Source organism: Bacillus sp. FSL M7-1345 (assembly GCF_038006985.1).
Lineage (GTDB): Bacteria > Bacillota > Bacilli > Bacillales > Bacillaceae_G > Bacillus_A > Bacillus_A cereus_U.
Genome location: NZ_JBBOWG010000001.1, coordinates 1,478,655 through 1,503,986 on the forward strand (window position 1 = coordinate 1,478,655; position 25,332 = coordinate 1,503,986).

The following is a 25,332-nucleotide window of genomic DNA, read 5'->3' on the forward strand; positions in this document are numbered from 1 at the left end:
TTAAGACTCTGTTGTAACAACATTTCCGTCTGCGTGAGGTGTATCTCCTCCGGTATTCTGTTGTTGCTGTTCTTCTTCAGCTTTTTTTCTAGCTTCTTCTTCAGCTTTTCTCTTAGCTTCTTCTTGTTTTAGCTTATCTTCATTGGCCTTTTTCTGGGCTTCTTCGTCAGCCTTCTTCTTAGCTTCTTCGTCAGCAGCTTTCTTTTGAGCTTCTTCTTGCTGTTTACGTTGTTGTTCTAGTTGTTGCTGCTGTTGTTGTTCTTGTTGTTGTTGTTGTTGCTGTTCTTGTTGTTTGCGCTGATCTTCGTCAGCTTTTTTCTTAGCTTCTTCTTGTTTTAGTTTATCTTCATTGGTCTTTTTCAGGGCTTCTTCGTCAGCTTTTTTCTTAGCTTCTTCGTCAGCTTTTTTCGCATCTGGAGTTCCGCCAGGCGCAGTGAAGGATGCACCAACTGCAGGACTTGTTCCAGTACCCTTTTTCGCTACTACAGAGAAACTGTAAGTAACACCTGGTTTAATACCACCAAGAGTAGCTGTCGTACCGCTTACTGATAAGCTACCACTAGAACCGTCAGTAGCTTTATAGCTTGCTGCGTATGCATCAACATTTGATGATGGTCCAGACCAGTTCAGTGTCACTGTGCTAGCGCCATCGAAAGCGACATTAAGGCCACTAGGTGGATCTACTTTAATTTGTTTAACTGCATCTTTTTTCGCACCTTTTACGTACAATTCTTCATTTAATTCTTGTACAGAAGAAGGGCGTTCGAAACGAGATTTATCTGTAGCGAATTTGCTCATCATTACTTGGAACATTTGCTGAGCAATTCTAGTAGAACGATCTCCAATGTAATTTTCTGCACTATCTTTTTCATAACCAGTCCATACAGCCATTGTATATTGAGGCGTATATCCTGCGAACCAACTATCTCTGTTTGCATCTGCTGGAATACCATATTTTTTAATAACAGATTCATCAAAGTTTTGTGTTCCTGTTTTACCTGCCACGTCTATTCCTGGAACGTATGCTGTTGGACCTGTACCACCAGAACCAGGTTTTACTACGTCACGAAGGACATCAGTAATCATATAGGCCGTATAGTCATGCATTGCACGCTTTTCTTTCGGTTTAAAGTTTTTCTTTTTCCCATCCGGGAAGATAACTTCTTTTACGAAATGAGGTTTATTATAAACACCGTCATTACCAAATGTTGCATAGGCACCTGCTAATTCTAATGGAGAACTATCGTTACTACCGATTGCAGTAGATTCATATACCTTTCCATCTTTAAATGTCATTCCTAAACCTTCAGCAAATTCTTTGGACTTATCGAGACCAACTGCTTGGGCTGTTTTTAAAGCTGGAATATTTAACGATTTCTTCAATGCTTCACGAAGTGAAACGTCACCTTTATAACTATTTGTTGCATTTCGTATTTTTTTACCATTAGAGTACGTATACTCTGAATCGTTCAGTTGATGATACGTAGACCATTGTAGGTTTTCTATTGCTGGACCATAGTCGAAAATTGGCTTCATAGTTGAACCTACTTGGCGTTTTAAATCGATTGCCATATTATGACCTTTGAAAGTAGATTTACTTTCTTTACGACCAGCGCCGATTGCTCGAACTTCTCCAGACTGAGTATCCATAAATACGAATGATCCTTGGAATTGATCGTTTGGATACTTGATGAGATTCCCATCCATTATTTTATCAGCATAGTCTTGAGCATCCAGATCAAGAGTCGTTTGGATCGTTAAACCGTCCGAACCGATATTTATATCAGGAATTTCTTTTTCAACTTCTTTTACAACTGCATCTAAAAATGCTTGGTATTTCATTTCAGTTACTTCTGAAGATGGAAGAAGTCCTTGTGTTACAGGGATTTGCATTGCATCATTCATTTCTTGTTTCGTTATATACCCGTGTCGGTTCATTAATGTTAATACGATATTACGACGTTTCGTTGCTCTATCAACGTTATCTGGTTTTGTTGGATCATAAATGTTAGGACCTTGGGGTAAACCAGCGAGCATTGCAGCTTCGTGTAGTTGTATGTCTTTTAAATCTTTGCCGTAATATTTTTTTGCAGCTGTTGAAATACCATAAGAGCGATTACCTAAGTTAATCTTATTTAAGTACATTTCTAAAATTTCATGTTTTGAGTACTGTTGCTCTAACTTATAAGATAAGTACCATTCCTGCACTTTTCTCTTTGCAGTTTTGTCCATCGTTAGAAAATAGTTTTTAACTACTTGCTGTGTAATCGTACTACCACCTTGTGAGCCAAAGCCACCAGTGACATTTTCCATAATTGCCATTCCAGTACGTCTAAAATCAATTCCATCATGCTCATAGAAGCGAGCATCCTCAGTCGCAAGGAATGCACTTTCAATTACTTTGGGAATTTGATCGTAAGTAACGTGGGTTCGTTTTTCAGCACCGTATTCATAGAAGAAATTCCCGTTTTTATCAAGGAATTTTGTTGATAAAGGATTGACAAGTTTTGATTTGTCTAATTTCGGAGCGTCCTTTACCATAACAAAGAAAGCTGAAACGCCAGCTACGAGACCGACGATACCAAGAAGTAGACAACCTATAAGAAATCTTTTGAAAAAGGAACCTTTTTTCTTTGGTTTTTCTTCTTTATTTGTTTCCTTCGTTTGATTTTTTACATGATTTCGTTCTGTACGAGAACGATAATTATCTGACATTATACTTTCTCCTACCTTTCATTCTCTCCCCCAAAAGTCGAAAAAAGAGCCTTAGTGATGACTCTATCACGAAAAATAAACCGTGTCTAGTACGCGGATATAATCAATTCGAGGGTGATAACCGCATGATAATAAAGACCCATGCTCTTCTATTTCTTGTTTTGTAATCGATTTACGTCCACCAGTATTTTGACGATTCCAAAATGCAATAATATGTTTTGCATCTAATAAATAAAATTCATCAAAAAGTGTAAATTTAATAATAACAAATGCAATTCCATTATGAGCGACTACTTGCTTCATATGTTCAATTTGATGAAGGTGGAAGTTTTGAAGTGGAAAACTGGTTTTATTTTTAGTTTCTTTCGCTTCAAAATCGATGTATTTCCCTTTGTATACACCGTTGTAATCTGTTGTAGAAGGTTGTTTGAAATACGCTTCTTTTACCACTGCAGCACTTCGAGCGGGGTAATCTACTTTTACAATTTGAAGAGGTGTAGGTTTTTTATGTACGCATGCAATATTATGGGTTAAGTAATATTGATTGGTTTCATTCAATTCCTCTTCAAGGGACATACCTCTATTACTGTAAGTATGTTTTTTTATTGGTGTTTTATGGGGTTGTGAAGCTTGATCGTACCTTTTTCCATTTGGGTAACGAATGGTCATATTTTGTCCACTCCCAACTTGATAAGATTTACTTACAAAGGTGATTATATCAAAAAATGAAAAAAGATGTGACCTTTTTCAAGAAAGGTATGGTGACTTACTCATGTTTCGATGGAATGATTACGAAAAAATTAAACAGAGCCGTAATGATATTTTTTGTACAGAAGAGGAAAAAGCTATAGTTCTTAATATTAAGGAGAGAACGGATGTAGCTAACGTAGATAATATTTCACGTACACAATCTTACCAAGAATATTATTTGAGAAATAGAGAAATTAGATGGTCTTTTTTAGCAAGCATGGTTTCAAGGAATGGGGGATGGAATATGACAGACTTAGAAGGAGAATATTATTCTAATCTGTTATCTCAAACAGTTAAGAGACGATTATTTCATTTGTATGAGAAAGCCAATTGGCTCATTTTCTTAGATGCATTTCCTCAACTATTACTGTATGAGGAAAGTAAAAAGAGATGTGCGCCGCTCTTTCATTTGTTACAATTTTTCAACATATCAATTTTTATGGAAAAAGAATGGATCGCGTTTTGGGGGAAAAAAGATATAAATAGGCTTATGACGGCACTTATTATTAATGAACAAAATAAAATTCAAAAACCAGTAATTGAGAATGCATATTTTCAAAAACATGTATTTGATACTGCACTATTCAAATTTCAAGAAATATTTCACGTTAGTGCAGTTATTTTTCCAATGGTGGAAGGGGGAATGTATGGATTTTCAGTTTATCAATTTGAAACGTTGCAAAAACGTATAGAACTGGGGAAGCAATTAGCTTGGTTATTATTTCATTCAAAGTATAAGGCTTCTTTTTATAAATTTGCAGTGCAAACTAGGCATACAGGATCAAGGATGGATTATGAATGTAATATAAGGGGGATTAGAAAATCAGGTACGCCCGCTCTTAGGGATGTGTATTCTATTGTCATTCATGAAAAATTAATAGAAAAAGATTGGTTTAGTGAAGGATTGGAAATAGATTCTTTATTTTTACTTGAAAAACCTAAGGGGGAAATTAATATAACAGAATGGTATAGAAAGAAGAGGGAGCAAATACATACTCTTTCTATATTAAGTAGTTTTGTTAAAAGAATAGATGAGTTCATGATATAATAAAGAAGTCCCGCCTTCCTAAATGAAGGCGGGGCTTCTTTATTAAAAGTAATATGCTCTACAACAAATTACTTTCTAATCCGCTATTTGCTTGCAGTACGACTTTAGCTTCAACACTTATCGAAAGCGAAGAGGTAAAGTTAGACTAGAAAATAGCTGTTTGTAAAAGCCACTTTGATTAAAGTGTCATTTTATCCCGCTATTTGCGGGCAGTAAAACTCCCACCTCAAAATTCAGCTGGAGAAGTTAGGTGGGAGTCGGGCTGCCCGTAAACGCCCGATTGGTGCGGGCTGATAATCAGTGGGGATGAACAAAACCCCCGCTGATTAAAGTTTCATTTTATGTAGCGGGGAAATTTGGACCATCAAGCTTTGGATTACCAGTCTCAGGTTTGTTTTGTTGTTTGTTTTGCTGTTTCTTTTTTTCGTTTTTATTTTTTGCCATCGTAATACACCTCCTTTTTGTATTGTTACCATTTCTAAAAATGGCATACTAAATGATTTCTTTGACGAATATCAACTAGTTTTGTCATGTGAGAAGGAGTAATCAATCAATCGGCGAAATTACATGACAAAGGAAAGGCAAAGAAGGGGGCGTTTTAAATATGGCGATGGTTCAGAAGGAAGATGTTATGAAAAAAATGGATCAAATGTTAAGTTCTCTCGATTTGCTGGAAATGAATATTGGGATTAGAATGAATCATGCATTAAAGGGTAAAGGTGAAAAAATATGCAATAAGATAGAAATAACAGAAATGCATATAGAACATATGGAAAATAAATTAGTGCATCACGAAGAAAAAGGGAGCTGGGTAAAAACATTTCAAAACGTCGTAGTGAGTGCATAATAAGGTGGGAACAAAATGGGATATGAAGCATTAATCCAGTCCTCGGAGAAGTTAATGCAGTATAATGATGAAGCGAATGTGAAAAAAAGAGAAATGGCTGAATATGATTTTTATAAGGATATGAAGCCATTTGTTGATATTGTAGATGCGGAGTTAGAGATGTGGAAAGAATTAGCTTATAGGTGGATAAAGGAAGAACGACCTAAGTATATACATGTACAACAAATTGATCAAGTGTATGATAATTTACAAACTAATGTGCTACAATGTTTTGTTAATAAGGGAAAAGGTAAACGTTTCTTTGAAACTCATCAAGCTATTTCGTATACTTTGCAAAATATCGTAGATCAATGTAAGTAACAAGAGGGAAAACCCTCTTGTTTTTTTATGCCTCTGTCACTGTTGTAGGTTTTGTTGCACCGTTTATTTCTAATTCTCGTATTAATGTTCGGTAATCTGATATGCATACTTTTCCTTCAAGATAACAATGTCTCGCAAAGTCTAACAGTTCATTCGAATTTTCTGTGTAATACCCCTTTTTTTGAGAAAACGCTTGTTTTAAATCCCCTAATACCATGTTGATTCCTCCCCAATGAGAATCTTCTTCCTTATTATCATAGCATGGAAGGGTTTACTTTCTAATTTTTTTAAAAATTTAAACTTCCGACAAAAACAGACAGATACTCCGTCACACATTTTATTTTATAGGTACATATTCTATATGTAGAAACTTATGCGAAGGAGGAGAGAATGCATGTTTCAACAACCTAATGTATATCAGCAAACAAATCCATATGCACAGCAAAATATGTACCAATATAATGAGGATACATATTTACGATATAATATGTATCCTTTCGAGCCTCATTATGGAAACCAAAATTATTATCAACCATTTGAAGTGTCGTTTGGGAATCAGCAGCAAGCGCATATGAATCAACCACAGCAAGTGCATATGAATCAACCACAGCAAGCGCATATGAATCAATCACAGCAAGCGCATATGAATCAATCACAGCAAGCACATATGAATCAACCACAGCAAGCGCATATGAATCAATTACAGCAAGCACATATGAATCAATCGCAGCAAGCATATATGAATCAACCACAACAAGCGCATATGAGTCAGCCACAGCAAATGTATACGAATCAACCACAACAAGCGCATATGAGTCAGCCACAGCAAATGTATACGAATCAACCACAGGAAGCGTATATGAATTCACAAAACTACATGTCCCCATCTCAATATGTAAATCAACAAGCTATGTTTTATCCACCAAAACAACCATATCCAACGATGAATAAACAAAAGCAACAGCAACAGCAACCAAGTCAGTTTTCTAGTTTTGTTTCACAATTTAAATCATCAGATGGTAACTACGATGTAAATAAAATGATGAACACAGCTGGACAAATGATGAACGCGATGAATCAAGTAACAGGGATTGTTAAGCAAGTCGGGGGCTTTTTTGGTAAATAATAGTAGGGGGTTGTCTATAATAGGTATTACGTATGAAATTGGATACTAGACAAATTTCCATGAAATAAATGGGTATATATAACAAGCGGCTTTACCCCCTCGCTCATATTGTAAAGTGTAGTCAGATTTTTTTAATGAGAGAGGAGAGAAAAAACTATGCATCATTGTCATCCTTGCTTTGGAGGGCATAAGCCTGTAGGACCTATTTGTACAACTGCTCCTGTCATTCATCCGGCAAAACAGTGCGTAACACATTCTTTTTCAACAACGGTGGTGCCACACATTTTCCCAACGCATACAACACATGTACATCATCAACAAATTAAAAATCAAAACTTCTTCCCACAAACAAACTCGAACGTAAATGTTGTAGACCCTGGTGATCCAGGATCTGTTGGTGGATTTGGCGGTGGATCTGTTGGTGGATTTGGCGGTGGATCTGTTGGTGGATTTGGCGGTGGATTTGGCGGAGGATGTGGACCATGTGGTCATGGTCATCATCACCATGGGCATCAAATATCACCATTTGGACCAGGACCGAATGTGTCACCATTTGGACCAGGACCGAATGTATCACCATTTGGACCAAATATCGGACCAAACGTTGGTGGAATGTTTAAAAAGTAAATGATATGTTAGAACTAGCAAAATGCTAGTTCTTTTTTTGTAATTGGAGTGTTGATATGAAAGTTGTTGCTGTAACAGGATATAAGCCATTTGAACTTGGAATATTTAAAAATGATCATCCAGGAGTAGAATGTATAAAAAAGGCGCTGCGTCGTAAATTAACTGCTTTTGTAGAAGATGGTTTGGAATGGGTTATTATAAGCGGTCAGTTAGGAGTAGAGCTATGGGCCGCTGAAGTTGTTTTTGAAATTCAAGTAGAATATCCAGATTTAAAATTAGCGGTATTTACTCCTTTTTTAGAACAAGAAGAAAATTGGAAGGAAGATAACCGTGAATATTACGAATTTATTCTTTCGCAAGCAGATCACATTGATAGTATTACGAAACGGAAGTACGAAAGCCCAGAGCAATTTAAATTAAAGAATCAATTTTTTATTGGAAAAAGCGATGCACTTTTAGCTGTATATGATGAAGAAAAGTCTGGGAGCCCTAAATATATTGTAGAAGCAGCTAAGAAAAAAGGAGAAATAGAAAATTATCACAGTTATTTCATTCTTTTTTCTGATTTACAAGATATAATGGAAGAGGAACAGTGGAATAATGCAGAGTAATATGTAATATAGTACTCGTATATTTGATTGACAAAAGGCATTGTTTCTGAAAAAATTTAGTTAATGAAAGCTTTGGCAAAAATTTGAGGTGAAGAAAATGATTTCGGATAAAATTAAATTAACAGCGAAAGATATTTTAGAAAAAGAATTTAAAACAGGTATGAGAGGTTATCAACAAGAAGAAGTAGACAAGTTTCTTGATACGATTATTAAAGATTATGAAGCGTTTCATAAGGAATTTGATCAATTAAAACAACAAAATGCTCGTTTGAAACGTGAATTAGAAGAGCAGAAAGTAGCGGCAACACAAGTTCCGCAACAACCGGTACAAACACCAGTTGCACAACCAGTATATAACAATACGAATACGGATATTTTAAAACGTCTATCTAATTTAGAAAAAGCTGTATTTGGAAGTAAGTTATACGAATAAATTAAGGTAACAAAAAGGTTAAAGTATTTTACATAGAAAAAAACATTGCAAAATCTTTTTGTTTCCACTATACTAATGTTTGTCATAACGTTTGGGTAATCGCTGCAACGCCAACGTTGTAGAGGAAAGTCCATGCTCGCACAGCCTGAGATGGTTGTAGTGTTCGTGCCTAGCCAAGTCATAAGCTAGGGTATTCTGGCTGTGAGGCTGGTTTAACGGCAGGGAAAAAACCTAAGTCCTTTCGGATATGGTTTGACTACCTTTAAAGTGCCACAGTGACGAAGTCCTTGAAGAAATGATAGGAGTGGAACGAGGTAAACCCCACGAGCGAGAAACCCAAATAATGGTAGGGGAATCTTTTCCAAGGAAATGAACGACGGAAAAGGACAGGTTTTCGTAACCTGTAGATAGATGATTACCACCGGAGTACGAGGCGTGGGCCGTTTGCAGTACAAAGGAACAGAACATGGCTTACAGAACGTTATGAACCAACTATGAAATAACTCAGCTCTCCTTTGTTAGAGGAGGGCTTTTTATTTGTATGAAGTTATAAGTTGTGAGTTAAAATGGTAAGTGAGAATATTCTTCGTAATATGTGATAATTAATAGGACAACATGTTATTAATTATTGTTTGATTATACATAAGAGGTGAATGAAAATGGGAAAAGTTACTTTAATTGCAACAGCGGCAATGGGTATTGAAGCGTTAGTTGCCCGAGAAGTTCGCGATCTTGGTTATGAATGTGAAGTGGAAAACGGAAAGGTAACGTTTGAAGCGGATGAAAAAGCGATTTGTCGTACGAATTTATGGTTACGTACTGCAGACCGTGTGAAAATTAAAGTCGGCGAATTTAAAGCAACAACATTCGATGAGTTATTTGAAAAAACAAAAGCGTTAAACTGGGGAGATTATATTCCAGAGAACGGTGAATTCCCTGTTATTGGGAAATCTTTGAAATCAACATTATTTAGCGTTTCAGACTGCCAACGTATTGTTAAAAAGGCTGTTGTTGAGAAATTAAAAACAACGTATAGACGCACAACATGGTTTGAAGAAGATGGTCCGTTATTCCGTATTGAAATTGCAATGTTGAAAGATATTGCAACGTTAACAATCGATGCGAGTGGTGTAGGTCTTCATAAACGTGGATACCGTCTTGAGCAAGGTGAAGCGCCTTTAAAAGAAACATTAGCTGCGTCTTTAATTAAGTTAACAAACTGGAAGCCGGATCGTCCTTTCGTTGATCCTTTCTGTGGATCTGGTACAATTCCAATTGAAGCTGCATTAATTGGACAAAATATCGCACCAGGATTTAACCGAGGCTTTGCATCGGATGAATGGGGCTGGGTTGGTAAACAAAATTGGCGTGAAGCTCGTCAAGAAGCTGAAGATTTAGCAAATTATAATCAACCATTGCAAATCATTGGATCAGATATCGATCACCGTATGATAAGAGTTGCCCAAGATAACGCAGATGAAGTTGGATTAGGGGATCTTATATCATTTAAACAAATGCAAGTAAAAGATTTCACGACAAAAGAGGAATATGGCTATGTTGTAACGAATCCTCCATACGGAGAACGTTTAAGTGAAAGAGCGCTTGTTGAAAAATTATATAAAGAAACGGGAGAGGTATTCCGCCCATTAGATACGTGGTCAATGTATTTATTAACAAGTTATGAAGCGTTTGAGAAGTGTTACGGAAAAGATGCATCGAAAAAGCGTAAACTGTTTAACGGATTTATCCGTACAGATTACTATCAATACTTCGGAAAACGTCCACCGCGTAATTCATAGTATAAAACTCCTCCAGCGCGCATATACTGGCTATTATGTAATGCGTAAAGGAGGAAGTGATATGGATAGTTTCCAATTATCAATGATTCAAAAAGCTATTCACCGTACGTATGATGAGCTCGGAAAAGAAGTGGATAGTCAAGGTGCGATTGTAGATGAAATACAAAAAGCGCAGGAAGAATATTTGTCAGCTCTTTCACATGAAACAGCGATTGATAAACGGTATTTAAAGTCATTAATATAGAAAAAAATTTTCCTTTTTCGAAAGGAAAATTTTTTTTCGTGTATTTCTATGTATTGCAACAGGGGAAAGTGGCTGCACACATGTGAGTAGCAGTTGCTATATCTTTTTATAGAAAAACTGTTTGGTTGGAGGCTAAGGATGTTTACTGAGAATAGGTTACCATTTGAAGTAGGGAAACAAGATAATTTTTATGATAAGTTGAATGAGTGGATTGGAGATGTGTTTTACGACATTCTTCCGGAAAAAGGCTTTGAAGAGCGTGATGAACAGATTTTTATGGCGTTTCAGTTAGAACGCGCTTTCCAAGAGAAGAAAGTTATGTTTGCAGAAGCAGGTGTAGGAACAGGGAAAACAATTGTATATCTTCTATATGCAATTTGTTATGCACGTTATACAGGGAAGCCAGCTATTATCGCTTGTGCAGATGAAACGTTAATTGAGCAGCTTGTGAAAGAAGAAGGAGACATTGCTAAGTTATCTGAAGCATTAGGGCTATCTGTTGATGTTAGACTTGCGAAATCAATGGATAATTATTTATGTTTGCGTAAACTTGAAGATGTTATGAGTGGACGAGCTCCAGAAGTAATTGAAGATGTATATTACGAATTACCTCAGTTCGTATTCGATCATGGTACGATGCAGAACTTTACTCACTATGGTGATCGAAAAGAATTTCCACTGTTAAATGACGAGGAATGGTCAAAGGTAAACTGGGATTACTTCCAAGATTGCTTCACTTGTGATTCTCGTCATCGTTGTGGTCAAACACTTTCTCGTGAACATTATCGTAAAGCTGCAGATTTAATTATTTGTTCTCAAGACTTCTATATGGATCATATTTGGACATATGATGCACGTAAACGTGAAGGGCAAATTCCGTTATTACCAGAAAGTAGCTGCGTTGTATTCGATGAAGGACATCTTGTAGAGTATGCAGCTCAAAAAGCTTTAACGTACCGTTTAAAACAAACGATGATGGAGCAACTTTTAACGAGATTATTACAAAACGATATTCGTGAAGAGTTCGCACATTTAGTAGAAGAAACAATTTGGCAAACTGAAGAATTCTTTGGGGTACTACAAGAGAATAAAAAGGAAATTGAAGGTTCTGATCGTTTAGAAATTACTGTGACAGAAAAGGTAACTGCAGAAGCGAAAAGACTTTATGCGAAAATCGGTGAAGTTGGTGACGCATTAGTATTTGAAAGTGAAATGCATACAGTAAACACATACGATTTAAATATTGTTGATGAGCATTTAGATGTGTTAGAGCATTCACTTCGTCTTTTCATGCACGAGAAAAATGTAATTACGTGGGGTGAAGAAAGTGATGGTGCTTTCACGTTAGTTATTATGCCACGTGCAGTTGAAGAAGTGTTACAAGAAAAAGTATTCTCGAAGAAAATTCCGTACATTTTCTCATCTGCAACATTATCGGATAACGATTCGTTCGCATTTACAGCAAATAGTCTAGGGGTAAAAGATTATTTATCATTCTCAGTTGCCTCACCGTTTGATTATGAAGAGCAAATGGCAGTAAACTTACTATCGCATACGAAAGAAAATGAATGGGAAAGAAAGTGTCAATATACACTTGAAAATATCCAGAAAACAAATGGACGTACGCTTGTATTATTCCGTACAATGCAAGAACTTGCAGCGTTCAAAGAGTATGTAAGTAAAGAGCAAATGTCAGTTCCGTTCCTATATGAAGGAGATCAAGAAATTAGTCAGCTCGTTTCTCGTTTCCAAAATGAAGAAGAGACTGTACTTTGTGCTGTGCATTTATGGGAAGGTTTAGATATTCCTGGTTCATCATTGTCACACGTTATTATTTGGTCATTACCATTCCCTCCAAACGATCCTGTGTTTGAAGCGAAGCGTAAACATGTGAATGATCCATTCTGGGACGTAGATGTGCCTTATATGATTTTACGTCTTCGCCAAGGAATTGGACGTTTAATTCGTACAAGTGAAGATAAAGGTGCTATATCATTATTCTTATCAGATAATGAAGATGAAAAAGTGATAGAAGCAGTGAAGAAAGTGCTTCCGGTAGAAGGAAAAGTACTTTAAGCGAAAAAATGTTGTAGGGAAAAGCTTGGCACTTGCCAAGCTTTTTTTCTATTAGAAAAGGAATTTATGTTTTAATGTCGAAATAAGGTTGAGGTAGAAAAAGGAGGTTTTTTTATACTATGACAGTTGCTACATATGAAGTAGAAAAACAATTTTTAACATATGTGAAGAAGATAGAGAATTATGGAGAAGCATTAAGCTTAATGTTTTGGGATTTAAGAACAGGTGCACCAAAGCAAGGAGTAGACCAGCGTTCAGAAGTAATTGGAATGCTTTCATCCGAAGTGTTTGTGATGTCGACTTCAGATGAGATGGGGAACTATTTAACTGAACTAGAATCTTTAATTGTTGAAAATAAACTTTCTGAAACGACAAAGAAAATGGTTGAAGAGTGTCGGAAAGAATATGATAGAAATAAGAAAATTCCACAAGCGGAATATGAAGCGTATGTGAAATTAGAAGCGAAAGCGGAAAGTGTATGGGAAGAAGCTCGCGAAAAATCTGACTTCGAAATGTTCCGTCCGTATTTAGAAAAAATTGTTGAATTCAAAAAGAAGTTTATTACATATTGGGGTTACGAAACGTACAAATATAACACGCTATTAGACATGTATGAGCCGGGAATCACAGTAGAAGTGTTAGATCATGTATTTGGTCAACTACGTGAACGTATCGTTCCGCTTGTGAAAGAAATTTCTGAGTCTAAAAAAGAATTAAAAACAAATGCTTTATCCGAACATTTTTCAAAAGAAAAACAAAAGAATTTTACTTTAGAGTTATTAAAACAATTGAACTATAACTTTGAAGCGGGTCGTCTTGATGAAACGGTACATCCTTTTGAAATTACATTAAATAGAGGGGATGTTCGTATTACGACTCGTTACGATGAGAAAGACTTCCGTATGGCTGTTTTCGGCACGATTCATGAATGTGGTCATGCTGTATATGAGCAAAATGTTGCAGAGGAACTAGAAGGAACACCACTTTGCAGTGGAACATCAATGGGAATTCACGAGTCACAATCGTTATTCTTTGAAAACTTCATTGGCCGTAATAAGTCGTTCTGGAAGAAAAACTATGATTTGTTAAAGCGATATAGTGACGGTCAATTTGACGGTGTATCAGTAGACGAGTTTTATGATGCGATTAATGAGTCAAAACCATCCTTTATCCGTATAGAAGCCGATGAACTTACATATCCGCTTCATGTTATGGTTCGCTATGAGCTGGAGAAAGAATTATTTGATGGCACATTGCAAGTAAAGGACTTACCAGCGGCATGGAATGATAAGATGGAAACGTATTTAGGTATTCGTCCAGAGAATGATGCACAAGGTGTATTACAAGACGTTCACTGGGCTGGTGGTTCATTTGGATATTTCCCATCTTATGCGCTTGGTTATATGTATGCAGCGCAATTTAAACATAGGATGCTAAAGGATATTCCAAACTTTGATGCATTATTAGAAGAAGGAAACGTGACACCAATTCGTGAATGGTTAACAGAGAATATTCACCAATACGGCAAAACGAAAAAACCACTTGAAATTTTAAAAGATGTGACAGGTGAAGGTTTAAATGCAAACTACTTAGCTGATTATCTAGAAGCTAAATATAAAGAGATTTACGAGTTATAAAACAGGAGCTGCTTAATTGCAGCTCTTTTTTATGAGGGAGTGAGAGAAATGGGCTATATGTTTACAGTAATGTCGCAAGCGGAAGCAGAAGAAATTGCATACAACTGGCATTATGAAGGCGAGTATTCTTTTTATGATATAGGGGCAGATCAAGAAGATTTAGTGGAGTTTTTAAATGCTCATATGAGAGGGAGTACTACATTTGTCGTGAAAGAAAACGATAGTATAATTGGCTTCTTTAGTTTTTGTAAAATAAATAATCAAACGGTTGATATAGGCCTTGGAATGAGACCTGATATAACAGGCAATGGATTAGGTTTACAGTTCGTAAAAGCTGGATTAGATTTTAGTAAAGAAAAATATAACTGTGACTATATAACATTATCGGTAGCGGCATTTAATGAAAGGGCAATCAAAGTATATAAAAAAGCAGGGTTCGAAGCAGTTGGGACGTTTATTAAAAAAACGAATGGCAGCTGTTTTGAGTTTTTGAAAATGAATTATATATGTAAAAATGATTAAGAAACAGAAGGGGGCTTCTGTTTTTTTATTTTGATGTAGTTAGAAGTTTTGAAATTTTGGAAGAGGATGTGTATGATTGAAGTTTAGTAGCAAATAGCAAGTTTAGTAAGGAGAGGTAGTATGATTACAATTAAAACGAAAAATGAAATAGATTTGATGCATGAATCGGGGAAGTTACTAGCTTCTTGTCATAGAGAAATCGCAAAAATGATGAAACCAGGTATCACTACACAAGAAATTGATACGTTTGTTGAAGCATATTTAGAAGAGCATGGTGCCAGGTCCGAACAGAAAGGGTATAACGATTATCCATACGCAATATGTGCATCTGTAAACAATGAAATGTGTCATGGGTTTCCAACAGATGTTCCTTTAAGTGAAGGAGATATTGTGACGATTGACATGGTAGTAAACTTAAATGGTGCGCTTTCGGATTCTGCATGGACGTATATAGTTGGAGATATTTCTGATGAAGCAAAAAGGTTATTGTTAGTAGCAGAGAGTGCTTTATATAAAGGGATTGAGCAAGCGATAAGTGGTAACCATGTTGGAGATATTGGATACGCAATTGAAAGTTATGTAGCTTCTGAAGGGTTTTCTGTTGCAAGAGACTTTACGGGACACGGAATTGGTAAAGAAATTCATGAGGAACCAGCAATTTTTCATTTTGGTAAGCCAAGGCAAGGACCAGAATTACAAGAAGGAATGGTAATTACAATTGAACCTATTGTAAATGCCGGTATGCGATATTCTAAAGTAGATTTAAACGGATGGACTGCACGGACGATGGATGGGAAATTATCTGCACAATATGAGCATACAATTGCGATTACGAAGGATGGTCCTATCATATTAACGACGTTGTAATATGAAATGTGAAAGTTGGGAAAACTCGAACAAAAACGGTGTTTTCATAAAATTTGTACGTGTTTTTTTCGATAAATGCTTTTCAAAGTGAAAAAAGTGCGTTATAATCCTTCTATAAATAAATAAGTTAGCTACACTCATATAATCGCGGGGATATGGCCTGCAAGTTTCTACCGAAGTACCGTAAATACTTTGACTATGAGTGAGGACGAATATATTTGCTTGTTTAGCATTCTTTTTTGCGAAACTCCAAAAGCACGTCTCTCACTTGTAACGAGTGGTGGCGGCTTTTGGAGTTTTTTATTTGCATAAGAGGAGGAACTAACATGAAAGTATTACACGAAAAGATTTTGAACGAAGGAAAGGTTTTATCTGGTGATGTATTAAAGGTAGATGCATTTTTAAATCATCAAATTGATCCAGTACTTATGCAAGAAATCGGAAAAGAATTTGCTAAGCGTTTTAAAGAAGAGAACATTACAAAAATCGTGACGATTGAATCTTCAGGCATTGCACCAGCGGTTATGGCTGCTTTAGAGCTTGGTGTAAAAGTAGTTTTTGCAAGAAAGCGTAAATCGTTAACGTTACAAGATAATATGTATGTTGCGGAAGTATACTCATTTACAAAACAAGAAACGAACGAGATTTCATTATCTCGAAATCATATTGATGAAAATGATCATGTACTAATTATTGATGACTTCTTAGCAAATGGTCAGGCTGCTTTAGGTTTAATGAATTTAGTAGAGCAAGCCGGGGCAAGTATTGCGGGAATTGGCATTGTTATTGAAAAAGCATTTCAAGATGGAGGAAAGAAGCTGCGTGAACAGGGTGTTCGTGTTGAATCACTAGCAGAAATTGCATCACTTGATAACGGCACAGTTACATTTGTACAGCAAGAAACTGCGGAGGTGAACTAACGATGAAGCAGCACCCATTTAAAATTGCATCGCTTGGCATTCAGCACATGCTTGCCATGTACGCTGGCGCAATTATTGTTCCGCTTATTGTTGGCGGGGGACTTGGTTTAAATCAACAAGAATTAACGTATTTAGTATCGATCGACTTATTGATGTGCGGCGTAGCAACGATTTTACAAGCATTATCAAATCGCTTTTTCGGTATTGGGCTTCCGGTTGTACTTGGTTGTACATTCACAGCGGTTGGACCGATGATTGCAATTGGTAAACAATACGGCGTGTCCTCTATATATGGAGCAATTATTGCTGCGGGATTATTTGTTGTTATTTTCGCGAAATTATTTGGGAAACTTGTAAAACTGTTTCCTCCTGTTGTAACAGGATCTGTCGTTACAGTCATTGGGGTTACACTTGTTCCAGCAGCTATTAATGATATGGCTGGAGGAGTTGGAAGCAAAGATTTTGGAAGTTTAGAAAATTTAGCTTTAGCATTTGGTGTTTTATTATTTATCATTATTATGTATCGTTTCTTTGACGGATTTATCCGTTCAATCTCTATATTACTTGGTCTTTTGTTCGGTACAATCGTTGCGGCATTTATGGGGAAAGTAAGCTTGCAAGCGGTTGGAGAGGCAGATTGGTTCCACGGTATTCAGCCGTTTTACTTTGGTACACCAACATTTGAATTAACGCCAATTATTACGATGATTCTCGTTGCTTGCGTAGGAATTGTGGAAGCAACAGGTGTATATTTTGCATTATCTGATATTTGCAATAAAAAGATCGGTGAAAAAGAATTAACAAAAGGTTATCGCGCAGAAGGATTAGCAATGGTTCTAGGTGGTATTTTTAACGCATTTCCATACACAACATATTCTCAAAACGTAGGCCTTGTTCAATTAACTGGAGTAAGAAATCGCGTTATTATCTATACTTGTGGTGGTATGTTAATTGCTCTTGGGTTTATTCCTAAAATCGCAGCCATTACAACAATTATTCCGAAATCAGTACTTGGCGGTGCGATGTTAGCAATGTTCGGCATGGTAATGGCGTATGGCATTAAAATGTTAAGCAGTGTTGATTTTGGAAAACAAGAGAATTTATTAATCGTTGCATGTTCTGTCGGAATCGGACTTGGTGTTACAGTCGTTCCAACGCTATTCTCACAGCTTCCGGAAAATATTCGTATTTTAACTGATAACGGAATTGTACTTGGAAGTGCATCAGCAGTACTTTTAAATATTGTATTTAATATGGTGCCGCAGCGTAAAGTGAAAGTAAAAGAAGAGCCAGTTCCGATGCAAAGTGCAGTAAGAGAAGCATAGAAAAGCAAGGTCTCATTATGAGACCTTGCTTTTCTTTTTAAGTGGCATCATCTTTCCATACGTACCAAGGCGCCAAATATATTCAAGTGGCCCGTATTGGTAACGAGAAAGCCACCAGCGGCTAATAAAGATTTGTAACGTATAGAAACCAATACAAAATAGAGGCCCTACCCATAATGGAGCGGGATAATAATTTTTGAACAATAGCCCGAATACAAGTAATGTAACAATTGTATGCGTGATGTAATTTGTTAACGCCATTCGTCCGACATATTGGAATGGTCGTAATAATTTTTGCCATCTTTCTTTTTGTAATAAGCGCATGAGTGTGAAAATGTAGAAGATGAATAATGTTTTTCCGCTTATCATCGTAATGCCCATAAGGGTAAATGGTGTATAAGGTTGGTTGTTAATAAAGAAGTGAATCATAATAAACCACATCGGCAATGTTAAAATGAACATAATAATTTGCCATTTTTTTAGTTTTGGATCTAATTCTTTTGCACGACGGAAAATATCTTTTTTACCAGCGTATAATCCGAGTAAAAACAACCCTAGTGTTTCAGGAAGCATAATGAAACTGTTTCCTATTGCTTCCGAATAGAATGAATGGAATCTGTCTTCGATTTGTAAGCCCCAGTTTTCTAACGGTATAATTGCTGAGGAAAGGTCTAATTCATTTAACGGCACTAGTGCCATTAGAAGAGAACCTAATAATGTGAACAATTGCATGAAACTTAATAGTACAATTGACCATATTAAAATAGTACGTGGCTCTCTCTTATAAAATAGAAATAAGAAAAACCCAGTGATTGCATAAGTATGTAAGATGTCTCCATCCCATAAAAGAACGTAATGCAAGAAACCAAACAATAATAAAATGAGAAGACGGCGAACAAACAAAGTTTTTGGACGATCTGTTTTCGCCTCAGCACGATTCATAAAGATATAAAAACCTAATCCGAATAAAAACGAAAAAATAGTATAAAATTTCGTTTGAATAAACATATCGTAAAATAGGCGGATGTAGCTGTCTACTCCTTCGTAAATCCCTGAAATTTCACTTGAGTCAACTCCGGCAATAACTGGCCAGTTAACAAGAAAAATACCTAGTACAGCTATTCCTCTAATGATATCAATTGAGTGTATTCTCTCGCCTTGTGGAATATTTCGTGTCATTATTTTCCTCCTTATTAAGTAAATCCCTTTTATTATACAAAATGTAAGGTGAAGGGTATAGAGGAGATTTCCAATTTTTAAAACTGTTAAGATGTGCATTATGAGATATAATAAGAGTGCACAGCAAGTTTTAAACTTCTTTAAAACAGGCAGTAAAGCTCCTTTTCCCGAAGGAGCTTTCTTTTTTAGAAAATTGTTGATAATGATTCTCTTTAATGGTAAAATGTATTTAAAATTGATAATCATTATCAAAAAAGGTTGGTGTGTTAATATGGTGTATGCACTTGTTGCAGGAACGATTGCTATATATGTTGGTGTTACAAAGTATGTATTAAATGGAGTAGGAACAACAAAATGAATAATATTACATAAAATCCCTTTCATTTGTAAAAAGAATGAAAGGGATTTTTTATTTTTGATGTGAATATGCTGAAAATTTAGTATGATAATAAAGTGAAACTTTAATCAGCGGGGAGGTCTATCCCTCATTGATTATTATACCGCACGAAACGGGCTTTTACTGCCCACAAATAGCGGGATAAAGTATATACATCTTGGATAAAGGGGAACAAGGGGATGACAAACATAGTACAGACAAACGGTATGAAAAAACTTGTTTGTTTTTATGAAGAGTGGCAAAAAAACGGCGATGTAGAGAATAGTTTGAAGTTGTTTGAATTGATTCAAAAATATAAACAAGAGCAGCTTATGCTAGCTTTTTGTGGTCATTTTTCTGCGGGGAAATCGACAATGATGAATCACCTATATAAAGCGCAATTATTACCGACAAGTCCGATTCCAACGAGTGCTAACGTCGTTAAAATTGAAAGAGGATCTGATCGCGTTGTTGTAACGATTAAGTCTGGAGAACAGTATGAATATGACGGCGCATATTCAGCAGAAGAATTAAAACAAATATGTAAAGACGGTGATGAAGTAATTGGTGTTCATATTTATCGAAATGATGCGCCAATTCCTGATGGGGTTATGTTAGTTGATACGCCCGGAATTGACTCTACGAATGATGCCCACCAATTAGCGACAGAATCAACACTGCATCTAGCAGATGTTATTTTCTATATGATGGATTATAACCATGTCCAATCAGAGGTTAACTTACAATTTGTTAAAGAATTGAAACAACGTAATAAAACGGTTTATCTCGTTGTAAACCAAATAGATAAACATAAAGCAAATGAGTTATCGTTTGAAGAGTATAGAGATAGTGTAAAACAGTCTTTTTCTAACTGGGATATTGAAGTGGATGGTATTTTTTATACATCATTGCGAATGATGAATCATCCATACAATGAAATTCAAAGTTTAGAAGCATTAATTTTTTCTATCATGAAAGAAAAAGAGCAGTATGTAAGAAAGGGAATGGAGCGAGAAACAGAATATTTACTGCAAGAACATTGTTCGTTTATTCTTTCTGAAAATGAAAAACATCTTATGAAATATGAAGAAGAATTAACATCACCACTGTCACTTTCAGAGATAGTTGAAAAAAAGGAAGAGTTAACTGAAAATAAAAATCGCGCGGCTAGTAAAGAATCTGATGTGAGAAATGAATTTATAAAAGGTTTACAAGCCATATTAGATAACGCGTATTTAATGCCATTTGAAATGAGAGAATTGGCAAATGAATATTTAGAAACGAAATTAACGAAGTTTAAAGTTGGTTTGTTATTTGCGAAAGGAAAGACGGAGCAAGAAAAACAGAGACGTGTAGATGCTTTTTATTCTGCTCTTCAAAAGACTGTTGAAACGCAACTTGATTTTCATGTGAAAGAATTTATTGTAGCCTTCTTAAAAGAAGAAGGGTTATTTACAGAAGAAATAGGGAAAGACATATATGCGTTAGAGATTGCTTTCGGACCGGAAGTGTTGGCTGAAACAATTAAACAAGGGGCTGGATTTACCGGTGATTACTTACTTCTTTATACTGCTGACGTTGCAAATGAGTTAAAGAAAAGATACTTTATGAAATCTCAGCAAATTTTCGGGAAAAGTACGGGTATATTGCAGAAGAAAGTGAAGATAGAGATTGCTCGTATTGAAGAAGAAATTGAAAAATACACGATGTTACAAACAGCAAAAGAAACGAAATTACAATACATTAAGAAGTATGAGGAATATGAGATCTATTTAGGAGATATTTGGAATGAACATGTTTCTATACCAGATGAATTACAAATAGACGAAATATTACAAAGTAAAAAACAAATTGTTAGTGAGAAGTTTACACTACAAGAGCAAGAAATTGTAAATGACAACGTAGCGGCTAGTGAAGAAGAGATTAAAGGAACGAAAGCTTTAAATATTCAGCGTATATTAGAAAAAGTGAAGAAAGCTGAAACGATATTAGATCCATTGCCTACAATGAAACATTTACAGCAAGAAGTAGTTGGAAAAAGACAGCGTGTAGAAACGAAGCAATTTACAGTAGCGTTATTTGGAGCTTTTAGTGCTGGGAAATCATCATTTGCTAACGCATTGCTTGGTGAAAAGGTACTTCCTGTATCGCCAAACCCAACGACAGCAACAATAAATCAAATTTTGCCAGTTACAGAAGATAAACAACATGGAACGGTAATTGTCCAGTTTAAATCAGAGCAAGCACTGTTAGAAGATATGAAAGCTGTTTATAAAATGTTTCACTATGAAATTGCTACATTGGAAGAAGCGTTAACGCAAATTGATAAAATTATGAAATATCCTTCACCAAGCGGGAAGCAAAAAACAACATTTAGCTTTTTACGAGCGGTACAAAAAGGATATGAGGCAGTTGCTAATCATTTAGGGGAACAAGTACAAGTTACGTTAGAGGAGTTCTCTGATTATGTAGCTAATGAAGAAAAATCATGCTTTGTTGAGCATATGGAGCTTTATTATGATTGTGCTTTAACAAGGCAAGGAGTAGCGCTTGTAGATACACCAGGGGCGGATTCTATTAACGCTCGCCATACGGATGTTGCATTTCAGTATATTAAAAACGCAGACGCTATTTTATTCGTAACATACTATAATCATGTTTTCTCTCGCGCAGATCGTGAGTTTTTAATTCAGCTCGGTCGTGTAAAGGATACATTTGCACTTGATAAAATGTTCTTCTTAATAAATGCTGCCGATTTAGCACAATCCGAAGAAGAACTTGAAATGGTAAAAGGTTATATTGCGGATCAGCTCTTACAATACGGTATTAGAAATCCACGTTTATTTGCAATTTCAAGTTTATGTGCACTTGAAGAAAAGCAAGGGAAAAGTATTGATAAAGAAAAGTATGGTATTTTACAAAACTCTGGGATTGCTAAGTTTGAAGAATCATTTACGTCCTTTATGATGAGGGATTTAATGCTTGTATCTGTGCACGCTTTATATAGTGCATTGCAAGGAGCGAATCAGCTTCTTGTAAATATGATAAATGGCGCGAAGCAGGGAAATGATGAGAAAGAGAAGCAAACAAAAAAATATGAAGCAGAGCGTGATCAGCTACTTCATATTATTTCATCATATAGTGTACTTGCTGAAGAGCAAGCAATGCAAAATGAAGTGAAAGAATTGCTTTATTATGTACACCAACGTCTATTTTTACGCTATAACGATGTGTTTACTGAATTTATTAATCCGGCGTCGTTACGAACAGACGGGAATGTGAAAATGCAGTTGCAACAATGTGTAATGGAATTAGTTTCATTTATTCAACATGATTTATTACAAGAAATGCGTGCGACATCATTACGTCTTGAAAAATGGATAGATGAAGCGATGAAGCGTGCAAAGGATGAAATTGTTGTGAATTGCAAAGTGGAAAATGAATCGATTTCTATGGGTGGAGCAGTGGATTATGAATATAAATTTATTACACATAAAGAGCCGTTTCCTTCAATAGAAATAAAAGATTTTAAAAAGGCACTGGCACATTTTAAAAATGAGAAAAGCTTTTTTGAAAAAAATGATAAAGCTTTTATGCAAGAAGACGCTAAAGGAGTGTTAGAACCTTTCGTATCAAACTATGTAGCTGATGAAGAAGATTTATTCGTTCATCATTATAAGCAAGAGTGGGATGCAAAATGGAACCTATTCCAAAAAGTGATGCAGCAAGATGTTGAAAATTATTATGAAAGTATATTATTCGCTTTAGCTGAAACAATTGATGTATCACTATATGAACAAAGTAAAGAAGAGCTACAAAAGCAGTTAGTAGAAATTGAAAAAGAAATTTATATTAAATAGCCGTTATGAAAAAAAGATTCGTTCAATTTTCTTTTGTAGTACAGTATCTAAAGATTTTACAAACCCTGCAAACTCATCAGTAGAAATCATATGGGTAAGAACTAAGCGTCTGCCGTCTGGTGTTTCACCGCATAAGACGAATGAAGAAAACTCATACGTTTTGTTTTCTACTACTAATTTTGGATAGGAATATGTGTCGCTCTTCTTTTTCTTTCCATCAATAGAGATGACGTTGCATTTTTTCTCATTGTTGTCCATGGTGAATCCCTCCTTTCTATTATCTATGGTAGACAAGGGGGGTTTAGAACAATAGGGAAGGGGGAATTTTTATGTCTGTTGTAATAGAGCGTATTTCGAAAGAAGCTATACCGAAATCTTTATTGCTCCTTGCTGATCCAAGTGAACGCCAAATTGATGCATATGTACAGAGAGGGTTTACGTATATAGCTAAACAAGAAGAAAGCATTATCGGTGTATATGTGCTTTTGGAAACAAGACCAAAGACAATGGAAATTATGAATATTGCGGTTGTAGAACATATGCAAGGAAAAGGTATTGGTAAGGGGTTATTGTTGCATGCAATAGAAAAAGCTAAAGAATATAATATGTACAAACTTGAAGTTGGTACAGGTAATTCTAGCATTTCACAACTTGCGTTATATCAAAAATGTGGATTTCGTATTTTTTCTATTGATTTTGATTACTTTTCAAAGCATTATGAAGAAGAGATTATTGAAAATGGAATTGTATGTCGTGATATGATTCGGCTTGCAATGAAATTAAACAAATAAGTATAAATTATTAGGGGGAAGAGAAGATGGAAGTACATAAAGCAATTACAGCACATTCTCGTAAACAAAATGAGATTGTAAAAATATTTTTACAATTAGATGCGCAACGCGAAGCAGCGATTGAGGCTGCGATCGCACTTGCATCAAATGGAAAACATTTCTCAGTTGATGCAATTAATATGGTAACAAAGCAAATTAATGACCTTGCAAAACGCGGCGTTGCGCCGCAGCGTAAACTTGTTACAACAGATATGGTTATGGAGTATGTAGGTCGCGTGAACGAGAAAGAAGGGCGTTAAGGATGATTGTTACAGTCGAATGGTTGCGTGAGCATTTAGAAGATGAACATGTCCGTATAGTCGATTGTCGTTTTGATTTAGCGAATCCAAATTGGGGTAAAGAGAAGTATGAGGAAGAACATATTCCCCATGCGTTATATTTTGATTTAAATTTAGATTTATCAAGTTCTGTAATAGAGCATGGTGGTCGCCATCCATTACCAAATATAGAGCAGTTTGCAGACAAGCTTTCACAGGCTGGGATTGATGAACATACGACAGTAATTGCGTATGATAGTCAAGCGGGTGCAATGGCTTCTCGTTTATGGTGGTTATTAAACTATGTAGGACATGAGAAAGTGTATATATTAGACGGTGGATTTCCAGCTTGGAAAGAGAATGGATTACACACAACGCCGAATATCCCAGTTATTGCACGAAAACCTTTTATACCGGAAATACAAGAAAATATGCTTGTAACGATGGAAACGGTCAGAGAGAATATTCATGCAGGTATAGATATTACGTTAATTGATTCTAGAGAGCCGAAACGTTATGCAGGTGCGGAAGAGCTCGTTGATCCGAAGGCAGGGCATATTCCGACGGCAGTAAACTATTTTTGGAAAGATGGAATTTTAGAATCGGGACACTTTAAAAACGAAGAGGAACAGCAAGGGCGTTTCCAAAATCTTGATAAAGAGAAGGAAACAATCGTATATTGTGGTTCTGGTGTTACAGCGTGTCCGAACATAGTTGCATTAAAATTAGCTGGTTTTCAAAATGTTAAATTGTATACAGGTAGCTGGAGTGATTGGATTTCTTATCCAGAAAATCAAATTGCAAAAGAAGAAGATTAATCACTTGCATGCAAAAATAATTTGTATTAAAATAAGGTCACAAGCAAGAGATTGCTTCAAAAATATTATATTTTACACATTGGA

26 protein-coding genes, 1 other RNA gene and 1 riboswitch are annotated in these 25,332 nt (G+C 35.8%); of the genes, 21 read left to right on the forward strand and 6 right to left on the reverse strand.

The window, feature by feature from the left end; genetic code table 11:
• Together MHB76_RS07735 and recU are read right to left on the reverse strand one after the other, a co-directional pair.
• The gene (locus MHB76_RS07735) at window positions 1-2,715 is read right to left on the reverse strand and encodes a PBP1A family penicillin-binding protein (RefSeq protein ID WP_340986130.1); all 2,715 of its coding nucleotides are present in this window, start codon (window positions 2,713-2,715) and stop codon (window positions 1-3) included.
• A gap of 66 nt (window positions 2,716-2,781) precedes the next feature.
• A complete protein-coding gene (recU, locus tag MHB76_RS07740) occupies window positions 2,782-3,384 on the reverse strand; it encodes a Holliday junction resolvase RecU (protein WP_000155584.1) in 603 nt (200 codons plus the stop codon).
• Window positions 3,385-3,487: 103 nt separating this feature from the next.
• On the opposite strand from recU, the gene MHB76_RS07745 reads away from it, so the two are divergent.
• Window positions 3,488-4,513, forward strand: a complete 1,026-nt coding sequence (locus MHB76_RS07745) for a DUF2515 domain-containing protein (RefSeq protein WP_002158560.1) — start codon at window positions 3,488-3,490, stop codon at window positions 4,511-4,513.
• Window positions 4,514-4,852: 339 nt separating this feature from the next.
• Here MHB76_RS07745 and MHB76_RS07750 read toward each other — a convergent pair whose 3' ends face one another.
• Entirely contained in the window at window positions 4,853-4,999 is a 147-nt protein-coding gene (locus MHB76_RS07750; protein WP_306292139.1) for a phage portal protein, read from the reverse strand.
• Between the two features lie 118 nt (window positions 5,000-5,117).
• Between MHB76_RS07750 and MHB76_RS07755 the strand changes: the two genes are divergently transcribed.
• Window positions 5,118-5,360, forward strand: coding sequence for a hypothetical protein (locus tag MHB76_RS07755; RefSeq protein ID WP_002158558.1), 243 nt, complete (start codon window positions 5,118-5,120; stop codon window positions 5,358-5,360).
• Between the two features lie 15 nt (window positions 5,361-5,375).
• The gene (locus MHB76_RS07760; RefSeq protein WP_002158556.1) at window positions 5,376-5,720 is read left to right on the forward strand and encodes a YppE family protein; all 345 of its coding nucleotides are present in this window, start codon (window positions 5,376-5,378) and stop codon (window positions 5,718-5,720) included.
• 25 nt (window positions 5,721-5,745) lie between these two features.
• Here the strand turns inward: MHB76_RS07760 and MHB76_RS07765 are convergent, their stop codons facing one another.
• Window positions 5,746-5,937 carry a YppF family protein gene (locus MHB76_RS07765; protein WP_002030817.1) on the reverse strand — a complete coding sequence of 64 codons (192 nt, stop codon included), beginning with the start codon at window positions 5,935-5,937 and terminating at the stop codon, window positions 5,746-5,748.
• A 177-nt stretch (window positions 5,938-6,114) separates the two neighbouring features.
• Here MHB76_RS07765 and MHB76_RS07770 point away from each other — a divergent pair, with 177 nt between their 5' ends.
• The 13 genes from MHB76_RS07770 to pbuX all read left to right on the forward strand — a co-directional run bounded on the left by MHB76_RS07770 (window position 6,115) and on the right by pbuX (window position 17,907).
• Window positions 6,115-6,846 (forward strand): YppG family protein, encoded by a 732-nt coding sequence (locus tag MHB76_RS07770; RefSeq protein ID WP_078173001.1) that lies wholly within the window; start codon window positions 6,115-6,117, stop codon window positions 6,844-6,846.
• Window positions 6,847-7,002: 156 nt separating this feature from the next.
• Window positions 7,003-7,473, forward strand: a complete 471-nt coding sequence (locus MHB76_RS07775) for a CotD family spore coat protein (RefSeq protein WP_078173002.1) — start codon at window positions 7,003-7,005, stop codon at window positions 7,471-7,473.
• A gap of 56 nt (window positions 7,474-7,529) precedes the next feature.
• Window positions 7,530-8,084, forward strand: coding sequence for a DUF1273 domain-containing protein (locus tag MHB76_RS07780; protein ID WP_078173003.1), 555 nt, complete (start codon window positions 7,530-7,532; stop codon window positions 8,082-8,084).
• 97 nt (window positions 8,085-8,181) lie between these two features.
• Entirely contained in the window at window positions 8,182-8,517 is a 336-nt protein-coding gene (gene gpsB / locus MHB76_RS07785) for a cell division regulator GpsB (protein WP_002149280.1), read from the forward strand.
• Between the two features lie 87 nt (window positions 8,518-8,604).
• Window positions 8,605-8,996: RNase P RNA component class B (rnpB, locus tag MHB76_RS07790), an RNA gene on the forward strand.
• 180 nt (window positions 8,997-9,176) lie between these two features.
• The gene (locus MHB76_RS07795) at window positions 9,177-10,316 is read left to right on the forward strand and encodes a THUMP domain-containing class I SAM-dependent RNA methyltransferase (RefSeq protein ID WP_002149278.1); all 1,140 of its coding nucleotides are present in this window, start codon (window positions 9,177-9,179) and stop codon (window positions 10,314-10,316) included.
• Between the two features lie 61 nt (window positions 10,317-10,377).
• Window positions 10,378-10,560, forward strand: a complete 183-nt coding sequence (locus MHB76_RS07800) for a DUF3921 domain-containing protein (protein ID WP_000376895.1) — start codon at window positions 10,378-10,380, stop codon at window positions 10,558-10,560.
• Window positions 10,561-10,698: 138 nt separating this feature from the next.
• A complete protein-coding gene (locus MHB76_RS07805; RefSeq protein WP_078173004.1) occupies window positions 10,699-12,636 on the forward strand; it encodes an ATP-dependent DNA helicase in 1,938 nt (645 codons plus the stop codon).
• A 119-nt stretch (window positions 12,637-12,755) separates the two neighbouring features.
• Window positions 12,756-14,273, forward strand: coding sequence for a carboxypeptidase (gene ypwA, locus MHB76_RS07810; RefSeq protein ID WP_078173005.1), 1,518 nt, complete (start codon window positions 12,756-12,758; stop codon window positions 14,271-14,273).
• 48 nt (window positions 14,274-14,321) lie between these two features.
• Window positions 14,322-14,795 (forward strand): GNAT family N-acetyltransferase, encoded by a 474-nt coding sequence (locus MHB76_RS07815; RefSeq protein ID WP_340986135.1) that lies wholly within the window; start codon window positions 14,322-14,324, stop codon window positions 14,793-14,795.
• Between the two features lie 120 nt (window positions 14,796-14,915).
• Entirely contained in the window at window positions 14,916-15,662 is a 747-nt protein-coding gene (locus MHB76_RS07820) for a type I methionyl aminopeptidase (RefSeq protein WP_044438057.1), read from the forward strand.
• Window positions 15,663-15,779: 117 nt separating this feature from the next.
• A riboswitch (purine riboswitch) is annotated at window positions 15,780-15,881 on the forward strand.
• A gap of 107 nt (window positions 15,882-15,988) precedes the next feature.
• Window positions 15,989-16,582 carry a xanthine phosphoribosyltransferase gene (locus tag MHB76_RS07825; protein ID WP_002158546.1) on the forward strand — a complete coding sequence of 198 codons (594 nt, stop codon included), beginning with the start codon at window positions 15,989-15,991 and terminating at the stop codon, window positions 16,580-16,582.
• A 2-nt stretch (window positions 16,583-16,584) separates the two neighbouring features.
• Entirely contained in the window at window positions 16,585-17,907 is a 1,323-nt protein-coding gene (gene pbuX / locus MHB76_RS07830; RefSeq protein ID WP_002135328.1) for a xanthine permease PbuX, read from the forward strand.
• 15 nt (window positions 17,908-17,922) lie between these two features.
• Here pbuX and MHB76_RS07835 read toward each other — a convergent pair whose 3' ends face one another.
• Window positions 17,923-19,086, reverse strand: coding sequence for a DUF418 domain-containing protein (locus tag MHB76_RS07835; protein WP_078173014.1), 1,164 nt, complete (start codon window positions 19,084-19,086; stop codon window positions 17,923-17,925).
• Window positions 19,087-19,186: 100 nt separating this feature from the next.
• Here MHB76_RS07835 and MHB76_RS07840 point away from each other — a divergent pair, with 100 nt between their 5' ends.
• Window positions 19,187-19,444: a hypothetical protein gene (locus tag MHB76_RS07840; RefSeq protein WP_002158543.1), complete on the forward strand. Its 258-nt coding sequence runs from the start codon at window positions 19,187-19,189 to the stop codon at window positions 19,442-19,444.
• A 218-nt stretch (window positions 19,445-19,662) separates the two neighbouring features.
• Complete coding sequence (locus tag MHB76_RS07845; RefSeq protein ID WP_078173016.1) at window positions 19,663-23,322, forward strand: dynamin family protein; 3,660 nt, start codon at window positions 19,663-19,665, stop codon at window positions 23,320-23,322.
• Between the two features lie 3 nt (window positions 23,323-23,325).
• Here the strand turns inward: MHB76_RS07845 and MHB76_RS07850 are convergent, their stop codons facing one another.
• The gene (locus MHB76_RS07850) at window positions 23,326-23,580 is read right to left on the reverse strand and encodes a DUF3931 domain-containing protein (RefSeq protein WP_000369740.1); all 255 of its coding nucleotides are present in this window, start codon (window positions 23,578-23,580) and stop codon (window positions 23,326-23,328) included.
• A 71-nt stretch (window positions 23,581-23,651) separates the two neighbouring features.
• On the opposite strand from MHB76_RS07850, the gene MHB76_RS07855 reads away from it, so the two are divergent.
• The 3 genes from MHB76_RS07855 to MHB76_RS07865 are packed head-to-tail and all read left to right on the forward strand — an operon-like array spanning window position 23,652 to window position 25,248.
• Window positions 23,652-24,113 carry a GNAT family N-acetyltransferase gene (locus MHB76_RS07855; protein ID WP_002158541.1) on the forward strand — a complete coding sequence of 154 codons (462 nt, stop codon included), beginning with the start codon at window positions 23,652-23,654 and terminating at the stop codon, window positions 24,111-24,113.
• Between the two features lie 26 nt (window positions 24,114-24,139).
• Window positions 24,140-24,412 (forward strand): DUF2533 family protein, encoded by a 273-nt coding sequence (locus tag MHB76_RS07860; protein WP_002149260.1) that lies wholly within the window; start codon window positions 24,140-24,142, stop codon window positions 24,410-24,412.
• A 2-nt stretch (window positions 24,413-24,414) separates the two neighbouring features.
• On the forward strand, window positions 24,415-25,248 hold the full coding sequence (locus MHB76_RS07865; protein WP_002201106.1) for a sulfurtransferase: 834 nt from the start codon (window positions 24,415-24,417) through the stop codon (window positions 25,246-25,248).
• Window positions 25,249-25,332: the final 84 nt, after the last annotated feature.

What these genes read in the sequence shown, in the direction of transcription:
- MHB76_RS07745 (WP_002158560.1), top strand. Translation starts at nt 3,488, where the DNA reads ATGTTTCGATGGAATGATTACGAAAAAATTAAACAGAGCCGTAATGAT.
- MHB76_RS07775 (WP_078173002.1), top strand. Translation starts at nt 7,003, where the DNA reads ATGCATCATTGTCATCCTTGCTTTGGAGGGCATAAGCCTGTAGGACCT.
- MHB76_RS07865 (WP_002201106.1), top strand. Translation starts at nt 24,415, where the DNA reads ATGATTGTTACAGTCGAATGGTTGCGTGAGCATTTAGAAGATGAACAT.
- MHB76_RS07765 (WP_002030817.1), bottom strand. Translation starts at nt 5,937, where the DNA reads ATGGTATTAGGGGATTTAAAACAAGCGTTTTCTCAAAAAAAGGGGTAT.
- MHB76_RS07825 (WP_002158546.1), top strand. Translation starts at nt 15,989, where the DNA reads ATGAAAGTATTACACGAAAAGATTTTGAACGAAGGAAAGGTTTTATCT.
- MHB76_RS07855 (WP_002158541.1), top strand. Translation starts at nt 23,652, where the DNA reads ATGTCTGTTGTAATAGAGCGTATTTCGAAAGAAGCTATACCGAAATCT.
- MHB76_RS07805 (WP_078173004.1), top strand. Translation starts at nt 10,699, where the DNA reads ATGTTTACTGAGAATAGGTTACCATTTGAAGTAGGGAAACAAGATAAT.
- MHB76_RS07760 (WP_002158556.1), top strand. Translation starts at nt 5,376, where the DNA reads ATGGGATATGAAGCATTAATCCAGTCCTCGGAGAAGTTAATGCAGTAT.
- MHB76_RS07735 (WP_340986130.1), bottom strand. Translation starts at nt 2,715, where the DNA reads ATGTCAGATAATTATCGTTCTCGTACAGAACGAAATCATGTAAAAAAT.
- MHB76_RS07770 (WP_078173001.1), top strand. Translation starts at nt 6,115, where the DNA reads ATGTTTCAACAACCTAATGTATATCAGCAAACAAATCCATATGCACAG.
- MHB76_RS07820 (WP_044438057.1), top strand. Translation starts at nt 14,916, where the DNA reads ATGATTACAATTAAAACGAAAAATGAAATAGATTTGATGCATGAATCG.
- recU (WP_000155584.1), bottom strand. Translation starts at nt 3,384, where the DNA reads ATGACCATTCGTTACCCAAATGGAAAAAGGTACGATCAAGCTTCACAA.
- MHB76_RS07815 (WP_340986135.1), top strand. Translation starts at nt 14,322, where the DNA reads ATGGGCTATATGTTTACAGTAATGTCGCAAGCGGAAGCAGAAGAAATT.
- MHB76_RS07835 (WP_078173014.1), bottom strand. Translation starts at nt 19,086, where the DNA reads ATGACACGAAATATTCCACAAGGCGAGAGAATACACTCAATTGATATC.
- pbuX (WP_002135328.1), top strand. Translation starts at nt 16,585, where the DNA reads ATGAAGCAGCACCCATTTAAAATTGCATCGCTTGGCATTCAGCACATG.
- gpsB (WP_002149280.1), top strand. Translation starts at nt 8,182, where the DNA reads ATGATTTCGGATAAAATTAAATTAACAGCGAAAGATATTTTAGAAAAA.
- MHB76_RS07755 (WP_002158558.1), top strand. Translation starts at nt 5,118, where the DNA reads ATGGCGATGGTTCAGAAGGAAGATGTTATGAAAAAAATGGATCAAATG.
- MHB76_RS07840 (WP_002158543.1), top strand. Translation starts at nt 19,187, where the DNA reads ATGAGATATAATAAGAGTGCACAGCAAGTTTTAAACTTCTTTAAAACA.
- MHB76_RS07800 (WP_000376895.1), top strand. Translation starts at nt 10,378, where the DNA reads ATGGATAGTTTCCAATTATCAATGATTCAAAAAGCTATTCACCGTACG.
- MHB76_RS07850 (WP_000369740.1), bottom strand. Translation starts at nt 23,580, where the DNA reads ATGGACAACAATGAGAAAAAATGCAACGTCATCTCTATTGATGGAAAG.
- MHB76_RS07795 (WP_002149278.1), top strand. Translation starts at nt 9,177, where the DNA reads ATGGGAAAAGTTACTTTAATTGCAACAGCGGCAATGGGTATTGAAGCG.
- ypwA (WP_078173005.1), top strand. Translation starts at nt 12,756, where the DNA reads ATGACAGTTGCTACATATGAAGTAGAAAAACAATTTTTAACATATGTG.
- MHB76_RS07860 (WP_002149260.1), top strand. Translation starts at nt 24,140, where the DNA reads ATGGAAGTACATAAAGCAATTACAGCACATTCTCGTAAACAAAATGAG.
- MHB76_RS07845 (WP_078173016.1), top strand. Translation starts at nt 19,663, where the DNA reads ATGACAAACATAGTACAGACAAACGGTATGAAAAAACTTGTTTGTTTT.
- MHB76_RS07780 (WP_078173003.1), top strand. Translation starts at nt 7,530, where the DNA reads ATGAAAGTTGTTGCTGTAACAGGATATAAGCCATTTGAACTTGGAATA.